Source organism: Pseudomonas guariconensis, from assembly GCF_040822035.1.
Classification (GTDB): Bacteria; Pseudomonadota; Gammaproteobacteria; order Pseudomonadales; family Pseudomonadaceae; genus Aquipseudomonas; species Aquipseudomonas guariconensis.
Genome location: NZ_CP162012.1, coordinates 1,313,210 through 1,336,137, shown reverse-complemented (window position 1 = coordinate 1,336,137; position 22,928 = coordinate 1,313,210). Strand labels below are relative to the sequence as shown.

Sequence of the window (22,928 nt, the reverse complement as noted above, 5' to 3'; positions counted from 1 at the left end):
TTAGTCCAGAAGCCTTGAATTTACTGGGCTTGAGCCGTTTGTCGGCTCGTCGCGGCACGTCCGGTGCACAGGGCTTGTGCCCCGCTCTGGCACCGCAACCTTATCGAGCATGCCACTATTTTGATATGGCGGTTTCTAAGCGCCTCGACTAGCGTTGCGCAGACCATTCCTTATGAGCGGCTTGCCATGGACGAACCTTTGTTCTTTGAAGATTTGCGCAAGGCCACCGGCCTGGAGTTTGATCCCCAGTATGTTGCAGCGACGCTCCGCCTCCAAAGCTCAGACCAGCAGGAACAGTATCTGAATGACCTGCGCTTGGTGGTCGGCATCTACAACGACGCCCTTAACCATGACGGAGCAACTACACCCCAAGCGCAGCAGGTGTGGGAGCATGCAAACAAACGGATTGCGTTCTGGGCACAGATGAAGGATTACGCAACCCCTAAGCGTGCGGGGTTGTTTGGCAGGAAGGCTATCGGCCCTGCGGCCCGTATGGCTCTGATGGGCGCCTTATCACCGGAATCGGAGTTTATGCGTGATATCGAGCATGGCCTTTAGCCCGCACTAGGCGGGCCATCCATTATTTAGCCAATAGTTGCCGCGAAGCCGCCGAGGCCACCACCGTGCACGACACGACGGCTACGGTCCAGCGAACTGTTGCCTACTGCCGCCTCCTGGAAACGGTGAGGAGTACGGGCCAGGCGCTCGCCCACTTCCGCCTGCAACTGCTCCAGCGCAGTTTGGCTGACCGCCACCAGCACGCTGTGGGGCAGGACGACACGGCCACCTTGGGTTTCAGCTTCGCGGTAGAGGACGGCGCCACGGGTGCTCACCTTCACCAGCGAAGTACCGGCGCGGAACGACAAGTCAGCAGCGGACAGGCCAGCACCCGGCAAGGTGGCCGGGATGATCTCGTTACCCGCCAGCGCCACCAGCACCTCAAGGTCATGCAGCACCAGTTCAGCGGGATCAACGCCAGCGGCAAGAAGTACCATCAGGCCACGACCGGCAGCCATGACAGGCAGGTCGGCAGCACCAGCGGTGTTCAGTTTCTCGCGGGCTACAAGGTCCAGGGCGGTCGCGGCCATGGTCTTGTTACCAGCGGCAGCGGCATCCTGCACCACGTCAGCGCCAAGCACACCACGGACGCTCAGCACCGCCAGCAGATCAGCTAGCCAGGTCTGGACAGACTCAGCCAGGAGGGCGGCGTGGGCATCACTGGATTTAAGGTAATGGGCCTGCTGACCACGGTACTGCACCATGGCGGCATCATAGTCCAGGGCGGCGGGCAGGTCAGCCAGCGGCATGCCGGAACGGGCAGCCTGGGCGAGCACAGCGCCCAGCTCGCGGGCTACGTCATCTGCGCCAGTGCGCTTGCCTTCGGCTCGGGCCGGGTCAATGAAGCGCTCTGCCATACGGCTCAGCCCGGCCTTCACGTCGGCATAGTTGCTGGGGACAGCAGGCGCGGTCAGCTCCGGCACGTCGAGGCGGTCCAGGGTAATGGCGGTGCGGAGGGCGCCAAGCAGGGCTTGGGTGCGCGGGGATACGGTTGCGTTGATTACTGGCTTGTTGGTCTTGGTCATTTGTGGTCTCCGGTACGTGTTCGTCTACGTGGTTTGAATCGAGGGCGCTAATGCAGCAGGTCAGGTGTTAATGCCGAGCGAGGAGCCTGGGCGCTGGCGGCAACGCTGCAACCACTCGCCGCCAGCCACAACTTCAAGGGTGAACTGTTCGACAGATGCACTGGCTGGGGCCGATTGCGCGGACTGGCTGGCCAGCGCAGCTTCGCGGGCTTGCCTCAACTGGTAGGCCGACATCGACAGGCTCGCCAAGTCGGCTTCGGTCAGGCCACGTTGCCGCCGGGCCTGGGCCGTTGCCCTGGCGGCTTCTGCCTCGGGCGTTTCCTGCACCGATTGGATCATCTGGATCAGTTGGTGGATCATGCGGCCACCGCTGGCGAGCGCTTCCATCTGCCGCGCTGGTTGATGTCGTTGCCCTCGGCTTGAAGCTGGGCGCGTGTGCACAGCAACCAGGCAATCGCCTGGGCCTTCTCCCCGAACGGGAACTCCTTTTGATGCAGCACGCCGTTGCGCTGAACGTGGGCCACCCAGGTCAGGCGTTTAGTCAGCGAGATGCCGCGCACCTTGTCGCGGGTCATCATGCTCAGGACGACGGCCAAAGCCTTGTGGTCGAGGGTCATACTGGCGGTGGGATCTTCCTTCACAATCCGGGTATAGCGGGTGGTCATGGTGTTCTCCTTGAATGCCGCCCACGGCTTCGTCTGAGCGTCTTTGGCTCATCGGCTGGGCGGTGGGGTAGGCTCTTGGTGGGTGCGCTGGAGCGCGCAGCCTGGGCCTGTGGCAGGCCCTAGTGAACTGGCTCGCTGTACACGGCAGGTGTACACGCGTGTACAGCCAAAACTGGTTCGATTTCTATAGCTACTTCGTAGCTTTATGATTGCTCATGCATTACGCAGCAGGTAGTTAGACACTGCGCTACGCCCTTGCCCGGTAGCCTTGGCAATAGAGCCGTACGTAGCGCCCTCAGAACGCATGCGCTTGGCCACGTCGTGCCAGTGCTCACCGGACTCGGCAACATCCTGGCGCGTCTCCAGGGCAACCAGACGGGCCTTCAAAGCGGCAATCTCACGGGCTTGTTCTGCCTGGGTATCGGTGAGCCCAGCAAGGCGCTTGGCAACGTCGGCACGCTGATACAGCGCAGCCACCCCACCGGCCAGGGAGGACTTGCAGATTTCACTTACGTCGCGTGCTGTGCGCATTCCTTCGGCCTCCATGAGTCGGGCGGTGGGGTGGTCGGCCAGCTTCTGCATGGCACTCTTGATGTAGCGGCTCTTGGTTGTGGCTAGCCGTGGGGCGTCATCCTCCCCGACCTGCTGGCGCAGGATGGCGCGGGCGGACGGGCGCACATCATCAAGCGCCCGGTTGTGTGCTTCCGTCATCAGGTCCAGCACTTCCCCTGCCGAGGCGTAGCGGCCACGGTAACCGATAGCCCGCAGCTCCTTCGCCATCTCTCTTCGCTGGGCCTGGGTCTTCCCCATGTAGTGCCGGACAATGCTTTGGGCTGTGGCCGAACCTACTGCAGTGCGGTTGTGGGCGGCCTCCATCTTGGCGACCAGCAGCGTCGCCTCCGCGCCCTTGATGTAGGGGTTCTCTTTGATTACCCGCCGTAGTGCGGCTGCACGGTCGAAGGGTGGCCGCTCATCTGGCTGGCCCACCTCAGCGCCAGCCTGGCCGCGTTGTTTCAACTCTTCCAAGTTCGTTGTCATGGTTCCTCCGGTCGAAGGCGCCAGGCCATCGGTTAAGTAGTGGGATCGGTAATGCCGTACTCTGCGAGCAAGGCGGCTCGGTCGGCGGGTTCATTCTGGATCGCTGATGCAGGACCTGCCGGTCGGCTGGCTGGCGGACGCTTGAACTGCTCGCGGAGGCGCTCCAGTTCTGCGGCGGTATCAATCTCCCGAGCCGCCTTTGTCGCCTCGATCAGCTTCAACAACGACACACTCGCCGAGATCGTGGCAGCGTCCACTGGGTACCCCTCAGCCTTAGCATCTGCGTACCGCTTCTTGGTGCCTTCAATCGTCTCGGCGAGCAGCTCAAGACCCAGCCTGTCGAGGTCAATCTTCTTTCTACGTGCCATCAGGGCTTGCCTCGCTCTGCATCTTGAAGAACGATCAGCAGGGTGGTTTCGGCACGTGCGGACTGGCGTACTTGCTCAGGCGATAGGTTGATCGCCCAGGTGCGATGCTGCGTGCCAAGCAGATATTCGCGCACGTTGGTGCCGTTGATGTTGCGGACCAGAAGACCAGCCTCATCGCGCAGCCACTGCACAGCACGGAGCAGACTTGACGCTGGAAGGTCGGGCAGATGCTTGCGCAGCACAGCGGTGGTAACCGGTGCATTTTGGGTTGCCAAACGCCGCATTACCTCGACGATACGGGCAGCGGCCAAGGGCTTGCGGCCTCGCCGCTTATACAGATCGGACACGGTGAGTCCTCCTTATCAGGATGCAGATCACGCTAAAAGAAAAGGGAAACGCCAAGAGCGGCGTGGTGTGCAGGTGCGTTGCTATCGAACCTATCCAAGAACACGACGAGTGCCGCTCGGTATCTCAGATATCGCCAAAGGTGGGTTCGTATGCCCTGGCCGTTGCACAGCCGGACGGACAACGACGAATTTCGGTGCAGAAGTAAAAAGCGCAGCGACCCGGAAGGGTCCCAGGTCGCCGCGAATCACGTAGGTGTAACGTACAGCACCGGTCGAGATAGATTGACAGGTGTCTAACTATCTCTGGTGTATGGAACATTTACGATATCTATCAAATAATAAAACTTGATAGGGAGTGCCGCCAGGCGCGGAGCCAGCACAAAACAGGCCGGGAGTGCAGCACCGCGACAACTGGCGCTACAGCCGCTCCCAGGGCCTAGAAACGAAAACGCCCAGGCGGATATGCCCAGGCGCTGTGGTAACACCGGCGAGGCTGCCTCAGGCGTTGGCTGTGCGCTCCCGCTTGACCCGCTGGACGGTATTGGTCGAGCAGTCGAGCAGGTCAGCGATACCGCGCACCGACTTGCCGTCCTCCAATAACTGCGCGATTCGGCGGTGCAGATCGGCATCCACCTGGCGCCCCTTATAAGCACCAGCCGACTTTGCTTTCTCGATGCCCTGCGCCTGCCGACGGCGCCGGTCCTCATAATCCTTTCTGGCGACTGCCGCCAGCATATCCAGCAGCATCGTATTGATAGCCGCCAGCATACGACCTGTGAAGTCGTCACCAGCTTTCGCCTGGAGCATTGCTTGATGTGAGGTCGGCAGGTCAAGGGCAACAACAAGTACGCCTTTCGCCTGGAGAGTGGCCCGCAGAGCTGACCAGTCAGCCTCATTCAATCGCGCCAATCGGTCTACCTGCTCGACCAGCAAAATGTCGCCAGGCTCGCTATCTGCTAACAAGCGGAACAGCTCCGGGCGCTGCAACGTGGCGCCGGATTCGTTCTCTACATAGTAACCAGCAACGCGGTGGCCATGCTGCTGGGCGAAATCTCGCAACTGTTCCTTAGCGCGGCTGGCGTCCTGCTCGGCAGTAGAGGCACGGAGGTAAGCACGGATCATCATGATAGTCGCCCTGTAGCGGTTTGGATGTAGCGACTATATGTGTAGCGTTTAGATACGTCAAACAACAATATCGCTACACCAGCACTTGATTGATGAACGGTAGCGCTTGAGGCATACCCGTAACGCCACACTTCAATTCCTTTTGAGCGCAACAAATGTGATGTAGAGTAGCGGCCCTTAGCCACCACTCATGGAACCGAATTATGCCTGGCTCAGTCTGTCCCTCGTGCTCCCAGAAGACCTATTACAACAACGGCGCTGTCAAGCAGTGCACTCAGTGCCATGCAACTGGCTGGGGATGGAATCACGTCGTGGAGCCTGGCCAAGGTAAGGGACAGAAATGCCCGAACTGCACCAAGCAAACACTTCACAGCGTGGCGGAGGTTGGCGCCCTCACCGTTCGCCGATGCTCGACCTGTGACTACAGCCTTGTAGCAAACGAAGGCTAACCGCAATCAATCCGTGGGGACCTGACTGGCACCCCACGGGGGGATTCTGGCCTTGATCGGGTCAGACCCTCCCCTCGCACGACTACAACAAATTTAGGCCGCTGGGCTTTCGAGCAACTGGCGCACCTTGTCCAATAGCTCCCGCTGGGCCTTCAACGCAGACTTGCCACCATAGATGCTGGTCATGCTCTGTTTACCAACGTGCCCAAGGATTGCCCCGGCTTCATGCTCAGAGGCACCGGCATGCCGCATCAGGTCAGCCACTGTATGCCGAACGCCATACAACGTGTAACCGGCAGGCAGGCGACGCCCCAACAGGTCATGCAATCGACGGACACGTTGCTCAGTCCTACGGCCCAGGTCGGCAGCCTCTCCCCTTTCGGCCAGCACCAGCCGGAACAGCCGGGCGTCATCGGCATGCACCGGGAGGTCACGGCGGCTGGCATCAGTCTTCCTACCGGATAACCCTGCCTGGAACACCAGTTCCTTACCGCCCATGATGTCCTCCCGCACCGTCAATGCCTCCGGTCCCTCCCGCAGTAGTTCAGACGGGCGCAAGCCGTACCGGGCCAGGATGAGCAACGCCGCACAGTCCACCTCGGGTGCCGTGTCCTGCATGTTCTGGATACAAGCCTTGAGCATTGCAACGGGGATCGGCTGGCGGGCCTCCTTCCTGGCGCCAGCACCGGAACGAATCGTCTTGGCTGTGGCATCGAGCTTCGGCAGCTTGATCCCCTCCCACCCAGGCATGCAGCGAAGTACGGCCAGAATGGCATTGGTGCTGGTATTGAGTGACGACGCTTTCATGCCCTGCTCAAGGCGCCGTTGGCCATAGTCGAGAATGCTTTGGACCTGCTCCGCTGGGGTGGCTGGCCAACGTAGGGCGTCCCGGCACAGCGTCTGCACCTGCTGTCCACGTCGGGGTGTAGCCTGGGCCAGGTACTTATCCAAGGTCCGCTGAAACTCGGCGGCGGTGGTCTGCCCATGCCGCGCCCGTTGAGCAGGGATTGCAGGTACAGAGTGCTCTGGAACAGGCGCAATAGAAGGCACAGCGTTAGCTGGCTCAGGCGTTGAGGGCTGCCCTAGCGTGGGCACCTCGCCCCTCTCCAGGGCCTCCAGGGCGCGCAGGGCGGCCAATGCCTCCATCGGGCTGTAGTCAGCCGCGCCGGGATGCTTCCCGTCGGCAATCGCCTGTAGTGCGGCCTTGCGCCATTCAAGCTCTGCCGCCCAGGTCGGGGCCTGCCGCTGGCTCGGTTCAAGGGCTTCGACAGCCGACCGGGTAGCATCGTCTACAACGGCCCGCAGACGCTCTAGGATGCGCTCTGCCGTTACCGCTGGGACATCCCCGCCAAGGGCCTGCATCGCCCCTGTACCGCCACCGCAGGCGCTCCCTGCCAGGGCTTCGGCGCAGGTACGGTCGAAGTCAACCGACACCACACGGGCAAGCTGTAGCGCTTCCTTGCGGTCGCTGGTGCCAAGCGCCTTTCGGAACTCGGTACGGCCCACAATGCTGGCAACTTCGACAGGGAAGCGGCGGCGGTAGATGAACCGCCCGTCTCGCTTCATCAGATGATCCGACATGGCGCAACTCCTGGCAGTGGGTCACGTGCACCGGTCATGCGCCCCGGTGAAATGGCCCTCTAAACGGCTGTTGTGCCCCGGTCAACCCAGGGCTGCAAGGCCCGCAGGATGCGGCCTGCGCCGTAATCCGGCAAGGAGTTTGTGCACCATCCCTCTAACGAAAAAACCCGCGACAAGCGCGGGTTTCTTTCGAATGGCGATATTCAGAGCTTTTGCAGGTCACGCTGAGCCAGTTGTGCGGCAGATGTGCCGGGATACTGGGTGATGACCTGCTGAAGGATGCCCTTGACCTTGTCGGTGTGCCCCATACGGCGCTCGACATCTGCCAGCTTGTACAGCGAGTCAGGCACTTTGCTGTGTTTGGGGTACAGCTGGCCGACTTTGGCGAAAGCCTGGCTGGCACCTTGCAGGTCGCCCTTGGCCAGGTTCACCTCACCCAGCCAATATTGGGCATTGCCGGCGTACTGGCTATTTGGGTACTTGCGCAAGAAGGCGCCGAAGGCCTGGCTGGCCTTGTCGAAATCCTTCTGCTTGATCAGGTCGAAAGCTGCATCGTAATAGAGCTTCTCTTTAGCCGGATCACCTGGTTCGCTGCTGGCGGCCGGTTGTTGGGCCGCGGCGCCAGCAGCGGCACCGGTGGCGGCATTGGAGGCGCCACCGGTGGAAGAATTCTCGGGAGTCGCGGCAGGTGCGACACCGCTGTTGATGCGGCGGTCCAGATCCTGGTAACGCTCCAGGTTCTCCTGCTTCATGCGGGCGACATCGTTCTGCAGCTCTTCGATGATGCCTTGCTGGCGGGAAATCTGATCCTGCATCTGTTGCAGCTGCATGAACAGCTGGCCCTGTGCAGAAGCAGGGGCCGAAGCCCCTGCCCCGGCATAGGCGCCGCTCGTGCCATAACCCGCAGGCGGATAGCCACTTGCGTTGTCATCTACTACAGGAACCTCAGCCCAAGCCGCGAGCGGCAGGCTGAGCGCGAGGACGGTTACAGCACGACGGCACATACGCATAAGAACTTACTTACGCAGTTCTACGCGACGGTTCTGAGCCCAGGACTGCTCGTCGTTGCCGGTGGCAACTGGACGCTCTTCGCCGTAGGAAACCAGTTCCAGCTGAGCAGGGGAAACGCCCTGCAGAACCAGGTAGCGTTGAACGGCCTTGGCACGACGCTCGCCCAGAGCCATGTTGTACTCGCGAGTACCGCGCTCGTCGGTGTGGCCTTCCAGAACAACACGGTTGCCATTGGCTTTCAGGTCCTTGGCGTGAACGTCCAGAGCGCGCATGGCTTCTGGCTTCAGGTCCGAGCTGTCGTATTCGAAGTAGAAGGTGGTGATTGCGCGCAGGGCGGCTTCTTCGCTCAGGCTGCCGTCAACAGCGCCAGTGTTGGCACCGTAGCCAGCGTTAGGATCAACAGCGGCGCCTTCGCCAGCGTTGTCACCGCCCTTGGAGGAGCAACCTACAGCCACGGCCATGGCCAGAGCCAGCGCAGCGAATTTACCAAACTTCAGCATTTCCATCGTGAAACTCCTAATGAAACCCCAGTGTGTTAAGCAAAAGTATTACGCCGCATCAGTTCAGGTAAGGGGACCAGGACGGTTCTCTGACTTCGCCTTGAGCGGTAGGAAGCGGGAGCCTCACGCGTCCATTGAGAGAGACGAGCATCAAGACTCCCCGGCCCTGCTGGCGGGTGGCGTAGATTAGCATGGTGCCGTTTGGCGCAACAGTGGGAGACTCATCAAGACTGGTGTCCGACAGAATCTTTACACTTCCGCGCTGCAAGTCCTGGGCAGCCACTTTGAAGTTGGTGAAGCCCTGTTGGCGATGGATCATCACCAGGGTCTTTTCGTCCGCCGACAGTTTCGGGTTGGCATTGTAGTTACCCACGAACGTGACACGCTCGGCGCCACCGCCACTGACCGATGTCTTGTAGACCTGCGGCTTGCCGCCACGGTCGGAGGTGAAGTACAGGGTATTGCCATCCTTGCCCCAGAACGGCTCGGTGTTGATGCCTGGGCCTGCAGTTACACGGCTGATCTGGCGCGAGCCCATGTTCATCACGTAGATGTCCGGGTTGCCGTCCTTGGACAACACGAAGGCAAGGCGCGAACCATCTGGCGACCAGGCCGGAGCGCCGTTGAGGCCTTCGAAGTTGGTGATCTGCTCACGACGCCCGGTATCGATGTGCTGAACGAAGATGCGCGGACGCTTCTGTTCGAACGAGACATAGGCAATACGCTTGCCGTCCGGTGCGAAACGCGGCGACAGGATCGGCTCACGCGATTGCAGCAAAGTAACGGCGCGGGCACCGTCATAGTCCGAACGCTGCAAGGTGTAACGGGTGTTGTTGGCGGAGAAGCGCTCGGCAGTCACGTACAACATGCGGGTGGAGAATGCACCCTTGATGCCGGTGAGCTTCTCGAACGACTGGTCGGCGATGTAGTGCGACATGTCGCGCAGCTGGTCGACGCCACCAGCAACGCTGCCGGTCAGCACCTGCTGTTCGGTGGCGACGTTGAACAGGGCGTACTGCACCTGCAGGCGACCGCCGGACGGCACGATGCTGCCAACCATCACGTATTGGGCCCCCAGGGCTTTCCAGTCACGGAAGATGACTTCGCTGGCCTGGGTCGGCTGGCTGATCATGTTCTGCCGTGGAATGGGCGAGTAGTAGCCGGAGTTGCGCAGGTCATTGCCAATGATCTCGGCCATGTCCTCGGGCAACACGCTGCCACCCTGCAAACCGAACGGCACTACCGCGATCGGAGTCGCCCGATCGCTGCCGCTGGTGACCAGGATGTTCTTTTCCTCTGCCACGGCCATACCTGCCACGCAGCAGAGCATGACCAGCAGTCCTTTCAGACGTTTAATCACAACGCTAGATCCTCAGGTGTAAATGTCATCTTGAATGAACGGTACGGATTGAACTCGTTCGGCTTCAAGCCCTGCATCTCGGTCAGACGACCAATGTTCTTCACCGCTGCCACCGCCGAGCTGTCGAATGGACCGTCGCCACTGGAGCGCGCCACGCTGACGTTGGTGATGGTGCCATCGGGCAGCATGTTGATCTGCAGGACTACCGTCATGCCCCTGCGTGCGGACGGCGGACGCGCCCACCCTTCGGCTGCTCGCAAGCGAATCAGGTCGTCGAAATCGCCGGCCACTTCATCGCCACGCTCATCGGCCAGGGCCTGCTGCCGCTCGGTGGTATCGGACAGCAGCTCGGCCAGGGCCTGAGCTTTCTTGTCCTCTGCCGCCTTGCGGGCCGCTTCCTGCGCCTTTTTCTTCTGGGCATCCGCAGCCGCCTTCTTCTTGGCGTCTTCGGCTGCCTTCTTCTTCGCTTCCTCGGCCGCCGCTTTCTTCTTGGCATCCTCGGCTGCTTTCTTCTTGGCCTCTTCGGCGGCTTTCTTTTTAGCCTCCTCGGCAGCCTGTTTCTTGGCTTCTTCCTCGGCTTTCTTCTTGGCCTCTTCCTCGGCCTTCTTCTTGGCGATATCAGCCTGCTGCTTCTCAGCGGCCTTCTTCGCCTCCTCGGCTTTCTTGGCCTCGGCAGCCTTCTTGGCTTCAGCGGCTTTGGCAGCCTCCTCGGCCTTCTTCGCCTCGGCGGCTTCACGGGCCTCTTCGGCCTTTTGAGCGGCGTCAGCTTTCTTTTGTTCCGCGGCCTTCACAGCTTCCTGCTCGACCTTCTTCTGCTCCAGTTGCTCGACCTCAGTCTGGCGCGAAGCGGTTTTCTTCGCTTCCCCGGCAATCTTCTGATTGGTCTGGGTGGTCGCCTGACTCTTGGATTTGAGCTGATAGAGCGTAGCCTGGACGATCGGCTTGGACGGCGGCAGCTCAGGCGTCATGGCGAAGCTGACGAACAGCATCGCGAACACCAGAACGTGCAGACCAATGGCCCAGACAGTGGGCCAGAAGTAGCTTTCCGAGGCGGATGGCTCTCGCTGTTGCATCAGGGCGCCTCGGTAATCAGGCCAACGTTACCGACACCGGCCTTCTGCAACCCGCCCATGGCACCCATGACCGCGCCGTAGTCGACGGCCTTGTCGCCACGAATGAAGACCTGGGTCTGCTTGCCCTGGTCGCGACCGGCGGCGATGATCTTGGTCACCGCGCTGGTCATTTCGGGCAAGGTCATGGCCTTGTCCATCTGCTTGTCGGTATCGACTTCGCTGCCGAGGTTCCAGTAGTAGGTTTTGTCGGCCTTGATCGAGATGGTCAGGATCTGAACGTTGTTGTCCTGGGGCAAGGCTTCGCTGGAAACCTTGGGCAGGTCGACCTTCACGCCCTGGTTGAGCATGGGGGCAGTCACCATGAAGATGACCAGCAGCACCAGCATCACGTCGATGTAGGGCACCACGTTCATCTCGGCGACCGGCTTGCGTTTGTGGCGAACTCGGGCCATGGGCTTCTACCTGATTACTCTTCGCTGGTGTGCACTTTGCGGTGCAGGATTGCCTGGAACTCGTCGGCGAACGTGTAGTAACGACCGATCAGCACTTCGCTGCGGGCGGAGAAACGGTTGTAGGCAATGACCGCCGGGATCGCGGCGAACAGACCGATCGCAGTGGCGATCAGTGCCTCGGCGATGCCCGGAGCCACTGTGGCCAGGGTCGCCTGCTGAGCCGAAGCCAAACCGCGGAAGGAGTTCATGATGCCCCAGACGGTTCCGAACAGGCCGATGTACGGGCTGGTGGAGCCGACAGTGGCAAGGAACGGCAAGCTCTGCTCGAGCTTTTCTTCCTCACGGGAGATGGCCACGCGCATGGCACGCCCGACGCCCTCCATGACCGCATCCGGGTCGACACCCGGCTGCTGGCGCAGGCGCGAGAACTCTTTGAAGCCGGCACGGAACACCTGCTCCACGCCCGAGTCCGGGTCCGGATTGCTGCCTGCCTGACGATACAGCTTGGACAGGTCGATACCCGACCAGAAGCGCTCCTCGAAGGCATCGAGCGCACGACGACCGGCGCGCAGCATGGTGCTGCGCTGGAAGATCATGATCCATGAAGTGACCGAAGCGGCCACCAGGGTCAGCATGACCAGCTGTACCACTACACTGGCATTGCTGACCAGACTCCACATGGAGGTATGGTCGACGACGTTAGCTTCCACGCTTATTCTCCTGCATTCGATTGAGTACCCGTGCCGTCCGCCAGGAAGGCGTCGCGCAGTTCTGGGGGAATGGCCCGGGGTTTGAAAGTGTCGGCGCGCACGGCGGCCACCAGGAACTGCCCTTCGCAGAGCAGTGTTTCATCCTTTTCCCGCCAGACCTGCTGCACGAAGCGCAGGCTGGCGCGGTTCAATTCAAGCACTTGCGCGGTCACCCGCAATTCGTCGTCCAACCGCGCCGGCGCGTGGTAACGCGCTTCGCTGGAGTGAACTACGAACAACAGGTTCTGGCCGGCAAGCTCGGACTGGGAAAACCCCAGGTGCCGCAGCCGCTCGGTACGCGCCCGCTCCATGAATTTCAAATAGTTGACGTAATACACCACGCCACCGGCGTCGGTGTCCTCGTAATAGACGCGACAGCGGTGAGCGAACGGTTCCAGGCCATTTTGCGCGCGCATACTCTAGTGCTTACTCCTCAGCTTGCCAATCCGCCCCGGCAACTGTTTTTGCATGGATAATGTCTTATTGCCAGTGCGCCAAGCGCGTGCCAGCGGTAGGACCACGAAAACCATGATTCGATCTGTCATTCATCGGGATCGGAGAACTCTCCGCCTTCGGCGAAGCGCCCTGGAATGTTCAGGCCAAAATGCAAGTAGGCATGCCGAGTGACCACCCGCCCGCGCGGCGTGCGCATGATGTAACCCTGCTGGATCAGGTACGGCTCGAGCACGTCCTCGATGGTGTGACGCTCCTCGCTGATCGCCGCGGCCAGGTTGTCGACCCCCACTGGACCACCGTCGAACTTCTCGATCATGGTCAGCAGCAAACGGCGATCGGAATGGTCGAAGCCACGCTCGTCGACATCCAGCAGGTTCAGTGCCATGTCCGCCACGGCCTTGGTGATCTGTCCTTTGCCACGAACCTCGGCATAATCGCGCACGCGTCGCAGCAAGCGGTTGGCGATACGCGGCGTGCCGCGGGCACGACGGGCGATCTCGTAGGCCCCCTGGTCCTCGATGGACAACCCGAGGATGTTGGCCGAGCGGCTGACGATGGTCGCCAGATCCTTGTTGCTGTAGAACTCAAGGCGCTGGACGATGCCGAAGCGGTCGCGCAGCGGGTTGGTCAGCATGCCAGCACGGGTTGTAGCGCCGACCAGAGTGAACGGTGGCAGATCGAGCTTGATCGAACGCGCCGCCGGGCCCTCGCCGATCATGATGTCCAGCTGAAAGTCCTCCATCGCTGGATAGAGCACCTCCTCGACGACCGGCGACAGCCGATGGATCTCGTCGATGAACAGCACGTCATGGGGCTCCAGGTTGGTCAACATCGCGGCCAGGTCACCTGGACGCTCGAGGATGGGCCCCGATGTACTCTTGACCGACACGCCCATTTCCTGGGCGATGATGTTGGCAAGGGTGGTCTTGCCCAGGCCCGGCGGGCCGAAAATCAAAGTGTGGTCGAGGGATTCGTTGCGACCGCGCGCCGCCTGGATGAACAACGCCATCTGCTCGCGCACCACCGGCTGGCCGATGTACTCATCCAGGCTCAGAGGGCGGATAGCGCGATCCTGGATTTCTTCTCGATCGCGGCCATTGGCGGCGATCAGTCGGTCAGTTTCGATCACTTGGCGATCATTCCTTTAAGGCTACGGCGAATCAGCTCCTCGCTGCTCAGACCGCTCTTGCCCTCGATGGCCGCGACTGCCTTGCTGGCTTCCTGGGGCTTGTAGCCCAGGGAAATCAGGGCGCTGACCGCATCGGCCTCCGCATTGGAGGCAGTGCTGACGGGCATTGGGCCATCAGAGACAAGTGTGAACATTGCAGGAGAGGTTTCCCACGCTTTGAAGCGATCCTTGAGCTCCACCAGCAGGCGTTCGGCGGTCTTCTTGCCCACCCCGGGCACACGCACCAGCGCCGAGGCGTCCTGAGCCTGCACACAGCGCACCAACTCATCGACTTCAAGGCCCGACATCAGGGCCAGGGCGAGCTTCGGCCCGACCCCATTGAGGCGGATGAGCTCGCGAAACAGTTCACGCTCGCGCTTTTCGGCAAAGCCATAGAGCAGATGGGCATCCTCACGCACCACCAGATGGGTGTGCAACGTGACCGGCTCACCGATTTTCGGCAACCGGTACAAGGTAGTCATTGGCACCTCCAGCTCATAGCCCAGGCCATTGACATCGACTATCAGGTGCGGCGGCTGTTTTTCCGCCAGAGTGCCGCGCAAACGTCCAATCACGTTCCGATCCTTTCCTTCGGGTGCCGGCCAGAAACCGGTCCACCCTATCAGCAAATGCAGTGGGAGACTGTTCCCCCCACACAAAATATGTATCAGCGCATGAAGCGGCTACAGACGCAAGCGTCCACCGCGTCGCCGGGCTGTGGCCAATCCATGCGGGATGAGGCTGGACCGAGTGTGAGCATGGCACAGCGCGATGGCCAGGGCGTCGGAGGCATCCACCTGGGGCTTTTGCGTCAACTTCAACAGGTGCATGACCATCAACATCACCTGTTCCTTGTTGGCGCCACCGGTGCCGGCCACGGCCTGCTTGACCTGGCTGGCACTGTATTCGGCAATCTCAAGACCCGCCTCGGCGGCCGCGACGATCGCCGCGCCCCGAGCCTGCCCAAGCTTGAGAGCCGAATCGGCGTTGCGCGCCATGAATACCCGCTCGATGCCCATGGTCACCGGCCCGTGCTGGCGAATGATCTCACTCACCCCACGGAACACGACCTGCAGCCGCTCGTGCAATTCGCCACTGCCTGTGCGAATACAACCAGACGCCACGTACTCGCAGCCGCGAGCCGTCTGACGCACCACACCGAAACCTGTGATGCGCGAACCGGGGTCGATACCAAGAATCAGAGTCATAGGGCCTGTCATTGAAAGGAGGCATGTTTGCGAACTGCATCGGCCCTTTCGCGGGCAAACCCGCCCCACAGACATGGCACCGGTTTCGATTGCGGCGCCATGCCTGTGAGAGCGGGTTTACCTACAAAGCCCGTACAGGCGCTGACAAGCTTACAGAGCTGGTAGGGGGCGCCCGAACACCTTAGCCGAGCTTCTCCATGATCTCGTCGGAAATTTCGGCGTTGGAGTAGACGTTTTGCACATCGTCCAGATCTTCGAGCATGTCGATCAGCTTGAGCACTTTCTCCGCTCCCTCCTGATCCAGCTCGGCGCTGGTGGTCGGCTGCATCACGATCTCGGCGTCGGCGGCCTTGAAGCCGGCCTCTTCCAAGGCGTTACGTACGGCATAGAAGCTGTTGAACGAAGTGAATACATCGAAGGAGCCGTCGTCATTGGCGACCACATCGTCGGCATCCGCTTCCATGGCGGCTTCCATGAGGGTGTCTTCGTCCAGGCCCGGAGCAAAGCTGATCTGCCCCTTGCGCTCGAACAGATAGGCGACGGAGCCGTCGGTACCGAGGTTGCCGCCACACTTGGTGAATGCATGACGCACAGCCGCTGCGGTGCGGTTGCGGTTATCGGTCATGGCCTCGACCATGATCGCCACGCCACCAGGACCGTAGCCTTCGTAGCTCAGCTCTTCGACGTTGTCGCTTTCGTTGGTGCCCGCACCACGCGCCACGGCGCGGTCGATAATGTCGCGGCTCATGTTGGCACCCAGGGCCTTGTCCAGGGCCAGGCGCAAACGCGGGTTGGAAGCCGGGTCAGGCCCACCCTGCTTGGCAGCGACAGTCAGTTCGCGGATCCACTTGGTGAAGATCTTGCCTCTCTTGGCATCCTGGCGCTCTTTGCGGTGCTTGATGTTTGCCCACTTGGAATGACCAGCCATAACGACTCCGAATCCTTGAAACAGAAACAGGTTCCGCCCCGAAGGGCGGAACGCGAGAAAACTGCGCCAAAGCGCGTGGGCGCTTCCGCCAGGGAAGCGCCCTGGGTCGATTACTCGACCTTGGTCTGCTCACGCAGACGGATGTGCAGCTCGCGCAGGGCCTTGGCATCCACCAGACCTGGAGCCTGGGTCATGACGCACGCGGCGCTCTGGGTTTTCGGGAACGCGATCACTTCACGGATCGACTGGGCGCCGGTCATCAGCATGACCAGGCGGTCCAGGCCGAAGGCCAGGCCACCATGAGGTGGCGCACCGAACTTCAGGGCGTCGAGCAGGAAGCCGAACTTCTCCTGCTGCTCTTCGGCACCGATGCCCAGCAGACGGAAGACCGCCTGTTGCATTTCCTTACGGTGGATACGGATCGAGCCGCCACCGAGCTCAGTGCCGTTGAGCACCATGTCATAAGCACGCGACAGCGCAGCGCCCGGGTTGGCCTCGAGCTCTTCAGGCGAGCACTTGGGCGCGGTGAACGGGTGGTGCAACGCGCTGAAGCTACCATCGTCGTTTTCTTCGAACATCGGGAAGTCGACGACCCACATCGGTGCCCACTCGCAGGTCAGCAGCTCGAAGTCGTGGCCCAGGCGGATACGCAGCGCGCCCAAGGCTTCGCTGACGATCTTGGCCTTGTCGGCGCCGAAGAACACGATGTCACCGTCGACGGCGCCCACGCGATCAAGGATCACGTTCAGGTTGGCCTCTGGGATGTTCTTGACGATCGGCGACTGCAGGCCCTCGACGCCCTTGGCGCGCTCGTTGACCTTGATGTAGGCCAGGCCCTTGGCGCCGTAGATGCCGACGAACTTGGTGTATTCGTCGATGCGGCTGCGCGGCATGCTGGCCCCGCCCGGCAGACGCAGAGCGGTGACGCGGCACTTCGGATCGTTGGCCGGGCCTGCAAAGACCTTGAAGTCCACGTCCTTGAGCTGGTCGGCAACATCGACCAGTTCCAGCGGAATACGCAGGTCAGGCTTGTCGGAACCGTAGCGACGCATGGCCTCTTCGTAGGTCATGTGCGGGAATTCGCCGAACTCAAGATCCAGGACTTCCTTGAACAGCTTGCGGATCATGCCTTCGGTCAGGCCCATGATCTCGGCTTCGTCGAGGAAGCTGGTCTCGATGTCGATCTGGGTGAATTCCGGCTGACGGTCGGCACGCAGGTCCTCGTCACGGAAGCACTTGGCGATCTGGTAGTAGCGATCGAAGCCGGCGACCATCAGCAACTGCTTGAACAGCTGCGGCGACTGCGGCAGGGCGAAGAAGCTGCCAGCGTGGGTACGGCTCGGGACCAAGTAGTCGCGCGCGCCTTCCGGTGTGGCGCGGGTCAGGATCGGCGTCTCGACGTCGAGGAAACCGTTCTCGTCCAGGTAGCGACGGATGCTGCTGGTGATGCGCGAGCGCAGACGCAGCTTGTCGGCCATTTCCGGGCGACGCAGGTCGATGAAGCGGTAGCGCAGGCGGGTTTCCTCGCCTACATCGGAATATTCGTTCAGCGGGAAGGGTGGGGTTTCCGCCTCGTTGAGCACCTTGAGCTCATAGCCCAGCACTTCGATACCGCCGGACGCCATGTTCGGGTTGACCGCGCCAGCCGGGCGCAGACGCACCTTGCCGGTGATCTGTACGACATACTCGCTGCGCACGCGGTCGGCAGCGGCGAAAGTCTCGGCGCGATCCGGGTCGAAGACGACCTGGGCCATGCCTTCGCGGTCACGGATATCGAGGAAGATCACCCCGCCGTGGTCGCGGCGACGATGGACCCAGCCGCAAAGGGTGACTTCCTGGCCGTCCAGGCTCTCGTTCAGTTGGCCGCAATAATGGCTGCGCATCATGATGGTGGTTTCGCTTCTCGTGATTCGTGTATTCGGTGGAGGTCTTGGCCGCCCAAGGGGCTAATACTGCAAGACCCAGTCACTGCAATTCAACTCAGTCGGCCTTGTCGCCGCCTGCCAGGTTCTTCTTCGCCCCGGTCTTGAAATCGGTCTCGTACCAGCCGTTGCCGCTCAGGCGGAAGCCGGGTACCGACAGCAGCTTTTTCAGGGCTGGAGCCTGGCACGCCGGGCAGTCGGTCAGTGGTGCGGCGCTGATCTTCTGCAACACCTCCATCCGGTGATCGCAGGACGCACATTGATAGTCATAAAGGGGCATGGGGGTGTCTCTCGTCAACCACAACGCTGCCGGGGCAGTAAAAAGCGGGATTATATATGGTTAAGGAGAGCTGCGCAGCCCGCCCGGCGATCAGCGTGCTCAGGGCGGATCGAGCAGCCAGGCCACGCAGATCACCCGAATCAGCCCACTGAAGTTGCGAACCCCACCGTGACGCAAGTGGACCTCCCGATCCACGTAGGACAGCACGGCGCTTACCGTGCATTGGTTGGCCTGGGCGATGCGTTCGAGAATACGCCAGTAGACCACCTCAAGCCGCAGGCAGGTGGCAAAGCCATTGAGCCGGACCGACCGGGAGACCGGCCGAACCTGCATCATGTCGAAATCTGCCCGAAAAGGGTCAATGCACTGCTTGCCCGGCCATTTTCCCTGGCAAGCGCCTCGCCTGCCTTGTTGCATCACTTCCACCACACCACTCCATTGTCTGGAAAAATCCCCTCGCGCCCATGCACGACCGGGCAGATCAATAAAGCGCTGTCAGGGCCTTCAAAGCAGTGGCAAAACCTTCCGGGCGAAACGAAAGACCCGACCCTGGACAGGGTCGGATCGATGGAGCCTACAAACGAACGATCACTTTTCCTCGAGCAATACCCGCAGCATCCAGGCGGTTTTTTCATGGATCTGCATGCGCTGGGTCAGCAGGTCGGCGGTCGGCTCATCGCTGACCTTGTCGACGACCGGGAAGATGCTACGCGCCGTGCGCACCACTGCCTCCTGCCCCTGAACAAGCTGGCGGATCATCTCTTCGGCAGGCGGTACGCCCTCTTCTTCCTTGATTGACGAGTGACGCGCATAGAAGGCATAGGAACCTGGCGCCGGGAAGCCCAACGCCCGAATGCGCTCGGCGATCGAGTCGACCGCCAGGGCCAGCTCGTTGTACTGCTCTTCGAACATCAGGTGCAGGGTGCGGAACGCAGGGCCGGTGACGTTCCAGTGAAAGTTATGGGTTTTCAGATACAGCACGTAAGTATCCGACAACAGGCGGGAAAGCCCATCGACGATGGACTTGCGATCTTCTTCATTGATACCGATATCGATTGCCATGAAGCTCCCCTTTCCATAAGGCTTGGTCATCAAGCGGGCACCCCAAAACTGTATCAGACCCTCCCGCTCCTGCCCGTGACACAGGACAAGCCGTCGCCTCACGGTTTGAGAACCCCCTGCCTTTGCTGTTAAATAGGCACCGTGCCACCCGTGCGGACAGTCATTGCCGGGTGCATAGGCTGGCCAGTTGCGTGATCGCGCCTTGTATCTGCGCACCGCACGTCCAGCTCTTCCTGTGATCGGCCTTATCAATGTGAGCCCACTCAAATGTTCAAGATCGTCCATCTGGTGACGGGCGTAGCAGCTTTGCTGCTGTCGCTCATACCCAGCCTGAAAACCGATGCAACCCCGTTCCTGGAGCAACCTGAAGCCGTCTACCTGGCATTGCTCGGCCTGCTCAACCTGCTGTTGGCACCTGCACTGCCGCTCTACTACAAAGGCGCCCGCCAGCAACTGCAATCGCTGGCGTGCGCCTTGTTGGTGCTGGCGGTGATCCTGCAGACCATCACCCTGCTGGCACGCCCGGAACTGGGCGACCTGCCAGCCCTGCTCTGCGCCACCCTGGCCGTAGCCTTGCACCTTGGCACAGGCTTCGCCCGCAGCTTCAAGAAGCCACGCGCCAACCAAGGCACCTCACAAGATGCGGGCACACGTGATACCGGCACGGTGAAGTGGTTCAACACCTCCAAGGGCTTCGGCTTTATCTCCCGCGATTCGGGCGACGACATTTTCGTGCATTTCCGCGCGATCCGTGGCGAGGGCCACCGCGTTCTGGTCGAAGGCCAGCGCGTTGAGTTTTCGGTGATGCACCGCGACAAAGGTCTGCAGGCTGAAGACGTGGTCGCGGTTTCCCGCCGCTGACCGACAGACCCTGGCGCAGCGGATCCCTCCGCGCCAGGGTCACCCTCCTTAATAATGAGGCGGCGGCGCCTGCTCCCCCTCGCCACCGTACTGCCCCACCACTTCCTCGTAACGCTTGATCAATTCGGCCATCTGCAGCTGCAGGCGCTCGATCACCCGCCCCTGCTCGACCAGCACATCATTCAGCGCCTGAATGGTGTCGTCCTGAAACGCCTGACGGCTTTCCAGCTCGATGACTCGGGATTCCAACGACATAGCCTTAGACCTCCCGGAAGTCATCGTTCAACACCATCCGCAAACGCTGACGGATCGAGTCGATCTGGTCGGCGGTGTACTCGGTAGCAGGCACCCGCCCCCATACTGGCGCGGGCCAGGCCGCGTCGTCGCGTCGGCGCACGATCACGTGCATGTGCAGTTGGCTCACCACATTGCCCAAAGTCGCGACGTTGAGCTTGTCGGCAGCGAAGCTGTCCTTGAGTATTTCGGCCAGGTAAGTGGTTTCCTTCCAGAGCTGCTGCTGGTCGGCTTCGTTCAACTGAAACAGTTCGCTGATATCGGCGCGCCGCGGCACCAGGATAAACCAGGGGTAGTTGGCATCCTTGCTCAGCAACAAGCGACTCAATGGAAAGTCTCCCAACACCAGGGAATCCTGCTGCAAACGCGAATCCAGAACGAACACGGCAATATCTCCTCAAGACGAAACGGCCCGGCCAGAGCGCGGGCGAGATGAGCGAAGGATACCTTGCTTCAACAGCGCCAGCATGAAATGCCACCGCAAGGGCTGTCTTTTTCGGCGAGCAGCACACTTGTACGCACAACCCGGTAACACTGCGCTACTTTTCGCACCAAAAAGGAGCCGACAGCGCAACACACCCCACTGCTTTGTGCGCGGCTTAACAGTTTTCGGTAACACGTTGACTTTTAAGGTAGCTTTTCGCCCACGAGCGTGGCCGCGATTTGGCACACCATCAGACGCTTTTCGCCCCGTATTTATGGACCTTTGCCATCCCTGCCAGAGGGACTGTGAAAAATTCATGAACAAATCGTGATTTTGAGCACGCTTGTTGCATTCCCATCCGACCAAGTCACGAGGCACCTCGGTGCACGAGACAATAAAAAAAGCGGCAGGGATACCCAGGTTGTTCCACCAGCCAGGTGTGTTTACAGAATTGTTACAGCGCTGGCGTTATACGCCCCGAAACTGGGCGTAATTTGCGACATGGAAATAGCCAAACGCGACATGTTGAAAAAGTTCCCTAAAGGTTGTTTTTTCAGTGTCGCCAAGAATAGTCAGCGTGATATACATTTTCGCCGACATAACAAGAAAGAGCTCGCCCTATAACTAAAAGAGCAGGGTGAAGCGGTACTTCCTAAAAACCAAAGGAGCAAATCACGATGCGCGTGATGAAGTGGAGCATGATCGCCCTGGCCGTTGCGGCAGGGACCTCGCAGTTGGCAGTGGCCTCTTCGCAGGACGAATCCAAGGGTTTCATTGAAGACAGCCAGCTGAACGTCAAGACCCGTATGCTGTATTTCAGCCGTGACTTCCGCAACGTGCCCAACGGCGCAAAGAGCCGAGTTGAAGAAACCGGCCTGGGCTTCGTCGGCACGTACGAATCCGGTTTCACTCAAGGCACCGTCGGTGTTGGCGTCGATGCAATCGGTATGCTGGGCCTGAAACTCGACAGCGGTAAGGGGCGTGCCGGCACCGGTCTGTTCCCGCAAGGCGAAGACGGTCGCTCTCAGGATGACTATTCCAAAGGTGGCGGCGCTGTTAAGTTCCGCGTCTCCGACACAGTACTGAAAGTGGGCGACCAATTCACCGCCCTGCCAGTCTTCGCAACCGACGACAGCCGCCTGCTGCCAGAAATCGCCCAAGGCACCCTGATCACCAGCAACGAGATCAAGGACCTGACCCTGCACGCCGGTCACTTCACCAGCCTGACCGCTCAGGAAGAAACCAACCGCGACAGCCTTCACCTGAAGGAAGCCAACGTTGTCGGTGGTACCTACGCATTCACCGAAAACCTGAGCACCAGCCTCTACTACTCCAAGGTCGAAGACTACTGGCGCAAGTACTACGCCAACGTCAACTGGGCGCTGCCGATCTCCGACAAGCAAGGCCTGGTGTTCGACTTCAACATCTATGACACCAAGAGCGAAGGCCACCTGGCCCGCGCCTTCGATGGCGACAAGCTCGACAACCGCGCATTCAGCCTGTCGGGCGCCTACAACATCGGCGCTCACACCTTCACCCTGGCCTACCAGAAAGTGACCGGTGACGGCGACTACGCTTACGGCGTCGACGGTGGCGGCACCATCTTCCTGGCCAACTCCGTGGCCCGCTCCGACTTCAACGCCGAAGACGAGAAATCCTGGCAGGCTCGCTACGACCTGAACTTCGCCGAGTACGGCATTCCAGGCCTGACCTTCATGACCCGTTACGTGCGTGGTACCGACGCCAACGTTTCGAGCGGCGATAACGGCAAAGAATGGGAGCGCGACATCGATATCAAGTACGTGCTGCAGGAAGGTCCGGCCAAGGATCTGAGCTTCCGTATCCGTCAGGCTACCTACCGCTCTTCCGACGCCGTGTACCTGAACAGCTCGCCATCGATCGACGAACTGCGCCTGATCGTCGAGTACCCGCTGAGCATCCTGTAAGCCCCTGGCTTGCAATTGCCCCGCACCGAAAAAGCCCGGCGATCACGCCGGGCTTTTTCTTGGCTGACAAGCGCCCCG

At 60.8% G+C, this 22,928-nt stretch carries 28 protein-coding genes; 3 read left to right on the top strand and 25 right to left on the bottom strand.

Going from position 1 to position 22,928, the window contains the following annotated elements:
• The first annotated feature begins 186 nt into the window (after positions 1-186).
• Positions 187-558: a hypothetical protein gene (locus AB1N67_RS06075; RefSeq protein WP_367863597.1), complete on the top strand. Its 372-nt coding sequence runs from the start codon at positions 187-189 to the stop codon at positions 556-558.
• Positions 559-584: 26 nt separating this feature from the next.
• On the opposite strand, the gene AB1N67_RS06070 is transcribed toward AB1N67_RS06075, so the two are convergent.
• From AB1N67_RS06070 to AB1N67_RS05960, 23 genes are all read right to left on the bottom strand, one after another.
• Complete coding sequence (locus tag AB1N67_RS06070; protein WP_367863596.1) at positions 585-1,583, bottom strand: hypothetical protein; 999 nt, start codon at positions 1,581-1,583, stop codon at positions 585-587.
• A gap of 60 nt (positions 1,584-1,643) precedes the next feature.
• On the bottom strand, positions 1,644-1,943 hold the full coding sequence (locus tag AB1N67_RS06065; RefSeq protein WP_367863595.1) for a hypothetical protein: 300 nt from the start codon (positions 1,941-1,943) through the stop codon (positions 1,644-1,646).
• Positions 1,940-2,248, bottom strand: coding sequence for a hypothetical protein (locus AB1N67_RS06060; protein ID WP_261239525.1), 309 nt, complete (start codon positions 2,246-2,248; stop codon positions 1,940-1,942). Before AB1N67_RS06060 ends, AB1N67_RS06065 begins: the two co-directional genes overlap by 4 nt.
• Before the next feature lie 213 nt (positions 2,249-2,461).
• Positions 2,462-3,286 (bottom strand): hypothetical protein, encoded by an 825-nt coding sequence (locus AB1N67_RS06055; protein ID WP_367863594.1) that lies wholly within the window; start codon positions 3,284-3,286, stop codon positions 2,462-2,464.
• A gap of 32 nt (positions 3,287-3,318) precedes the next feature.
• A complete protein-coding gene (locus AB1N67_RS06050; protein ID WP_186600704.1) occupies positions 3,319-3,654 on the bottom strand; it encodes a hypothetical protein in 336 nt (111 codons plus the stop codon).
• Positions 3,654-4,001, bottom strand: a complete 348-nt coding sequence (locus AB1N67_RS06045) for a hypothetical protein (protein ID WP_261239523.1) — start codon at positions 3,999-4,001, stop codon at positions 3,654-3,656. The genes AB1N67_RS06050 and AB1N67_RS06045 overlap by 1 nt, the downstream gene beginning before the upstream one ends.
• Before the next feature lie 498 nt (positions 4,002-4,499).
• Positions 4,500-5,126 (bottom strand): recombinase family protein, encoded by a 627-nt coding sequence (locus AB1N67_RS06040; protein ID WP_186600706.1) that lies wholly within the window; start codon positions 5,124-5,126, stop codon positions 4,500-4,502.
• A gap of 542 nt (positions 5,127-5,668) precedes the next feature.
• Complete coding sequence (locus AB1N67_RS06035; RefSeq protein ID WP_023381904.1) at positions 5,669-7,156, bottom strand: DUF6538 domain-containing protein; 1,488 nt, start codon at positions 7,154-7,156, stop codon at positions 5,669-5,671.
• 203 nt (positions 7,157-7,359) lie between these two features.
• On the bottom strand, positions 7,360-8,166 hold the full coding sequence (gene ybgF, locus AB1N67_RS06030) for a tol-pal system protein YbgF (protein ID WP_070572287.1): 807 nt from the start codon (positions 8,164-8,166) through the stop codon (positions 7,360-7,362).
• 6 nt (positions 8,167-8,172) lie between these two features.
• Positions 8,173-8,673, bottom strand: coding sequence for a peptidoglycan-associated lipoprotein Pal (pal, locus tag AB1N67_RS06025; RefSeq protein ID WP_043209505.1), 501 nt, complete (start codon positions 8,671-8,673; stop codon positions 8,173-8,175).
• A gap of 52 nt (positions 8,674-8,725) precedes the next feature.
• Positions 8,726-9,997, bottom strand: a complete 1,272-nt coding sequence (tolB, locus tag AB1N67_RS06020; protein ID WP_043209564.1) for a Tol-Pal system beta propeller repeat protein TolB — start codon at positions 9,995-9,997, stop codon at positions 8,726-8,728.
• 26 nt (positions 9,998-10,023) lie between these two features.
• On the bottom strand, positions 10,024-11,100 hold the full coding sequence (gene tolA / locus AB1N67_RS06015; protein ID WP_043209507.1) for a cell envelope integrity protein TolA: 1,077 nt from the start codon (positions 11,098-11,100) through the stop codon (positions 10,024-10,026).
• A complete protein-coding gene (gene tolR / locus AB1N67_RS06010) occupies positions 11,100-11,552 on the bottom strand; it encodes a protein TolR (protein WP_012315816.1) in 453 nt (150 codons plus the stop codon). Before tolR ends, tolA begins: the two co-directional genes overlap by 1 nt.
• A gap of 14 nt (positions 11,553-11,566) precedes the next feature.
• A complete protein-coding gene (tolQ, locus tag AB1N67_RS06005) occupies positions 11,567-12,262 on the bottom strand; it encodes a protein TolQ (RefSeq protein WP_043209509.1) in 696 nt (231 codons plus the stop codon).
• Positions 12,263-12,264: 2 nt separating this feature from the next.
• Positions 12,265-12,717 (bottom strand): tol-pal system-associated acyl-CoA thioesterase, encoded by a 453-nt coding sequence (gene ybgC / locus AB1N67_RS06000; RefSeq protein WP_043209510.1) that lies wholly within the window; start codon positions 12,715-12,717, stop codon positions 12,265-12,267.
• 125 nt (positions 12,718-12,842) lie between these two features.
• Positions 12,843-13,886 carry a Holliday junction branch migration DNA helicase RuvB gene (gene ruvB / locus AB1N67_RS05995; RefSeq protein WP_043209512.1) on the bottom strand — a complete coding sequence of 348 codons (1,044 nt, stop codon included), beginning with the start codon at positions 13,884-13,886 and terminating at the stop codon, positions 12,843-12,845.
• The gene (gene ruvA / locus AB1N67_RS05990) at positions 13,883-14,500 is read right to left on the bottom strand and encodes a Holliday junction branch migration protein RuvA (RefSeq protein ID WP_043209514.1); all 618 of its coding nucleotides are present in this window, start codon (positions 14,498-14,500) and stop codon (positions 13,883-13,885) included. The genes ruvB and ruvA overlap by 4 nt, the downstream gene beginning before the upstream one ends.
• Positions 14,501-14,608: 108 nt before the next feature.
• Positions 14,609-15,133 (bottom strand): crossover junction endodeoxyribonuclease RuvC, encoded by a 525-nt coding sequence (ruvC, locus tag AB1N67_RS05985; RefSeq protein ID WP_043209516.1) that lies wholly within the window; start codon positions 15,131-15,133, stop codon positions 14,609-14,611.
• A gap of 181 nt (positions 15,134-15,314) precedes the next feature.
• A complete protein-coding gene (locus AB1N67_RS05980; RefSeq protein ID WP_043209518.1) occupies positions 15,315-16,061 on the bottom strand; it encodes a YebC/PmpR family DNA-binding transcriptional regulator in 747 nt (248 codons plus the stop codon).
• Positions 16,062-16,171: 110 nt separating this feature from the next.
• The gene (gene aspS, locus AB1N67_RS05975; RefSeq protein WP_043209519.1) at positions 16,172-17,947 is read right to left on the bottom strand and encodes an aspartate--tRNA ligase; all 1,776 of its coding nucleotides are present in this window, start codon (positions 17,945-17,947) and stop codon (positions 16,172-16,174) included.
• A 94-nt stretch (positions 17,948-18,041) separates the two neighbouring features.
• Positions 18,042-18,263, bottom strand: coding sequence for an FmdB family zinc ribbon protein (locus tag AB1N67_RS05970; RefSeq protein WP_043209521.1), 222 nt, complete (start codon positions 18,261-18,263; stop codon positions 18,042-18,044).
• A 99-nt stretch (positions 18,264-18,362) separates the two neighbouring features.
• Positions 18,363-18,683: a ribbon-helix-helix domain-containing protein gene (locus tag AB1N67_RS05965; RefSeq protein ID WP_043209566.1), complete on the bottom strand. Its 321-nt coding sequence runs from the start codon at positions 18,681-18,683 to the stop codon at positions 18,363-18,365.
• 168 nt (positions 18,684-18,851) lie between these two features.
• A complete protein-coding gene (locus AB1N67_RS05960) occupies positions 18,852-19,325 on the bottom strand; it encodes a Dps family protein (protein WP_043209523.1) in 474 nt (157 codons plus the stop codon).
• 267 nt (positions 19,326-19,592) lie between these two features.
• Between AB1N67_RS05960 and AB1N67_RS05955 the strand changes: the two genes are divergently transcribed.
• Entirely contained in the window at positions 19,593-20,186 is a 594-nt protein-coding gene (locus tag AB1N67_RS05955) for a cold shock domain-containing protein (RefSeq protein ID WP_182817697.1), read from the top strand.
• 48 nt (positions 20,187-20,234) lie between these two features.
• Here the strand turns inward: AB1N67_RS05955 and AB1N67_RS05950 are convergent, their stop codons facing one another.
• Both AB1N67_RS05950 and AB1N67_RS05945 read right to left on the bottom strand, forming a co-directional pair.
• Entirely contained in the window at positions 20,235-20,441 is a 207-nt protein-coding gene (locus AB1N67_RS05950; RefSeq protein WP_043209527.1) for a SlyX family protein, read from the bottom strand.
• Between the two features lie 4 nt (positions 20,442-20,445).
• Positions 20,446-20,865, bottom strand: a complete 420-nt coding sequence (locus tag AB1N67_RS05945) for an HIT family protein (protein ID WP_367863593.1) — start codon at positions 20,863-20,865, stop codon at positions 20,446-20,448.
• 716 nt (positions 20,866-21,581) lie between these two features.
• Between AB1N67_RS05945 and AB1N67_RS05940 the strand changes: the two genes are divergently transcribed.
• Positions 21,582-22,850, top strand: a complete 1,269-nt coding sequence (locus AB1N67_RS05940) for an OprD family porin (protein ID WP_197853451.1) — start codon at positions 21,582-21,584, stop codon at positions 22,848-22,850.
• The last annotated feature ends 78 nt before the right edge of the window (positions 22,851-22,928 follow it).

Excerpts from the sequence above, each read along its gene's own strand:
- AB1N67_RS05940 (WP_197853451.1), top strand. The coding sequence starts at position 21,582 with ATGCGCGTGATGAAGTGGAGCATGATCGCCCTGGCCGTTGCGGCAGGG.
- AB1N67_RS05970 (WP_043209521.1), bottom strand. The coding sequence starts at position 18,263 with ATGCCCCTTTATGACTATCAATGTGCGTCCTGCGATCACCGGATGGAG.
- AB1N67_RS06075 (WP_367863597.1), top strand. The coding sequence starts at position 187 with ATGGACGAACCTTTGTTCTTTGAAGATTTGCGCAAGGCCACCGGCCTG.
- tolR (WP_012315816.1), bottom strand. The coding sequence starts at position 11,552 with ATGGCCCGAGTTCGCCACAAACGCAAGCCGGTCGCCGAGATGAACGTG.
- AB1N67_RS06050 (WP_186600704.1), bottom strand. The coding sequence starts at position 3,654 with ATGGCACGTAGAAAGAAGATTGACCTCGACAGGCTGGGTCTTGAGCTG.
- AB1N67_RS06040 (WP_186600706.1), bottom strand. The coding sequence starts at position 5,126 with ATGATGATCCGTGCTTACCTCCGTGCCTCTACTGCCGAGCAGGACGCC.
- AB1N67_RS06065 (WP_367863595.1), bottom strand. The coding sequence starts at position 1,943 with ATGATCCACCAACTGATCCAGATGATCCAATCGGTGCAGGAAACGCCC.
- ruvC (WP_043209516.1), bottom strand. The coding sequence starts at position 15,133 with ATGACTCTGATTCTTGGTATCGACCCCGGTTCGCGCATCACAGGTTTC.
- tolB (WP_043209564.1), bottom strand. The coding sequence starts at position 9,997 with ATGCTCTGCTGCGTGGCAGGTATGGCCGTGGCAGAGGAAAAGAACATC.
- AB1N67_RS06035 (WP_023381904.1), bottom strand. The coding sequence starts at position 7,156 with ATGTCGGATCATCTGATGAAGCGAGACGGGCGGTTCATCTACCGCCGC.
- AB1N67_RS05950 (WP_043209527.1), bottom strand. The coding sequence starts at position 20,441 with ATGTCGTTGGAATCCCGAGTCATCGAGCTGGAAAGCCGTCAGGCGTTT.
- AB1N67_RS05980 (WP_043209518.1), bottom strand. The coding sequence starts at position 16,061 with ATGGCTGGTCATTCCAAGTGGGCAAACATCAAGCACCGCAAAGAGCGC.
- AB1N67_RS05955 (WP_182817697.1), top strand. The coding sequence starts at position 19,593 with ATGTTCAAGATCGTCCATCTGGTGACGGGCGTAGCAGCTTTGCTGCTG.
- AB1N67_RS06060 (WP_261239525.1), bottom strand. The coding sequence starts at position 2,248 with ATGACCACCCGCTATACCCGGATTGTGAAGGAAGATCCCACCGCCAGT.
- tolA (WP_043209507.1), bottom strand. The coding sequence starts at position 11,100 with ATGCAACAGCGAGAGCCATCCGCCTCGGAAAGCTACTTCTGGCCCACT.
- AB1N67_RS06070 (WP_367863596.1), bottom strand. The coding sequence starts at position 1,583 with ATGACCAAGACCAACAAGCCAGTAATCAACGCAACCGTATCCCCGCGC.
- AB1N67_RS06055 (WP_367863594.1), bottom strand. The coding sequence starts at position 3,286 with ATGACAACGAACTTGGAAGAGTTGAAACAACGCGGCCAGGCTGGCGCT.
- ybgC (WP_043209510.1), bottom strand. The coding sequence starts at position 12,717 with ATGCGCGCGCAAAATGGCCTGGAACCGTTCGCTCACCGCTGTCGCGTC.
- aspS (WP_043209519.1), bottom strand. The coding sequence starts at position 17,947 with ATGATGCGCAGCCATTATTGCGGCCAACTGAACGAGAGCCTGGACGGC.
- AB1N67_RS05960 (WP_043209523.1), bottom strand. The coding sequence starts at position 19,325 with ATGGCAATCGATATCGGTATCAATGAAGAAGATCGCAAGTCCATCGTC.
- ybgF (WP_070572287.1), bottom strand. The coding sequence starts at position 8,166 with ATGCGTATGTGCCGTCGTGCTGTAACCGTCCTCGCGCTCAGCCTGCCG.
- pal (WP_043209505.1), bottom strand. The coding sequence starts at position 8,673 with ATGGAAATGCTGAAGTTTGGTAAATTCGCTGCGCTGGCTCTGGCCATG.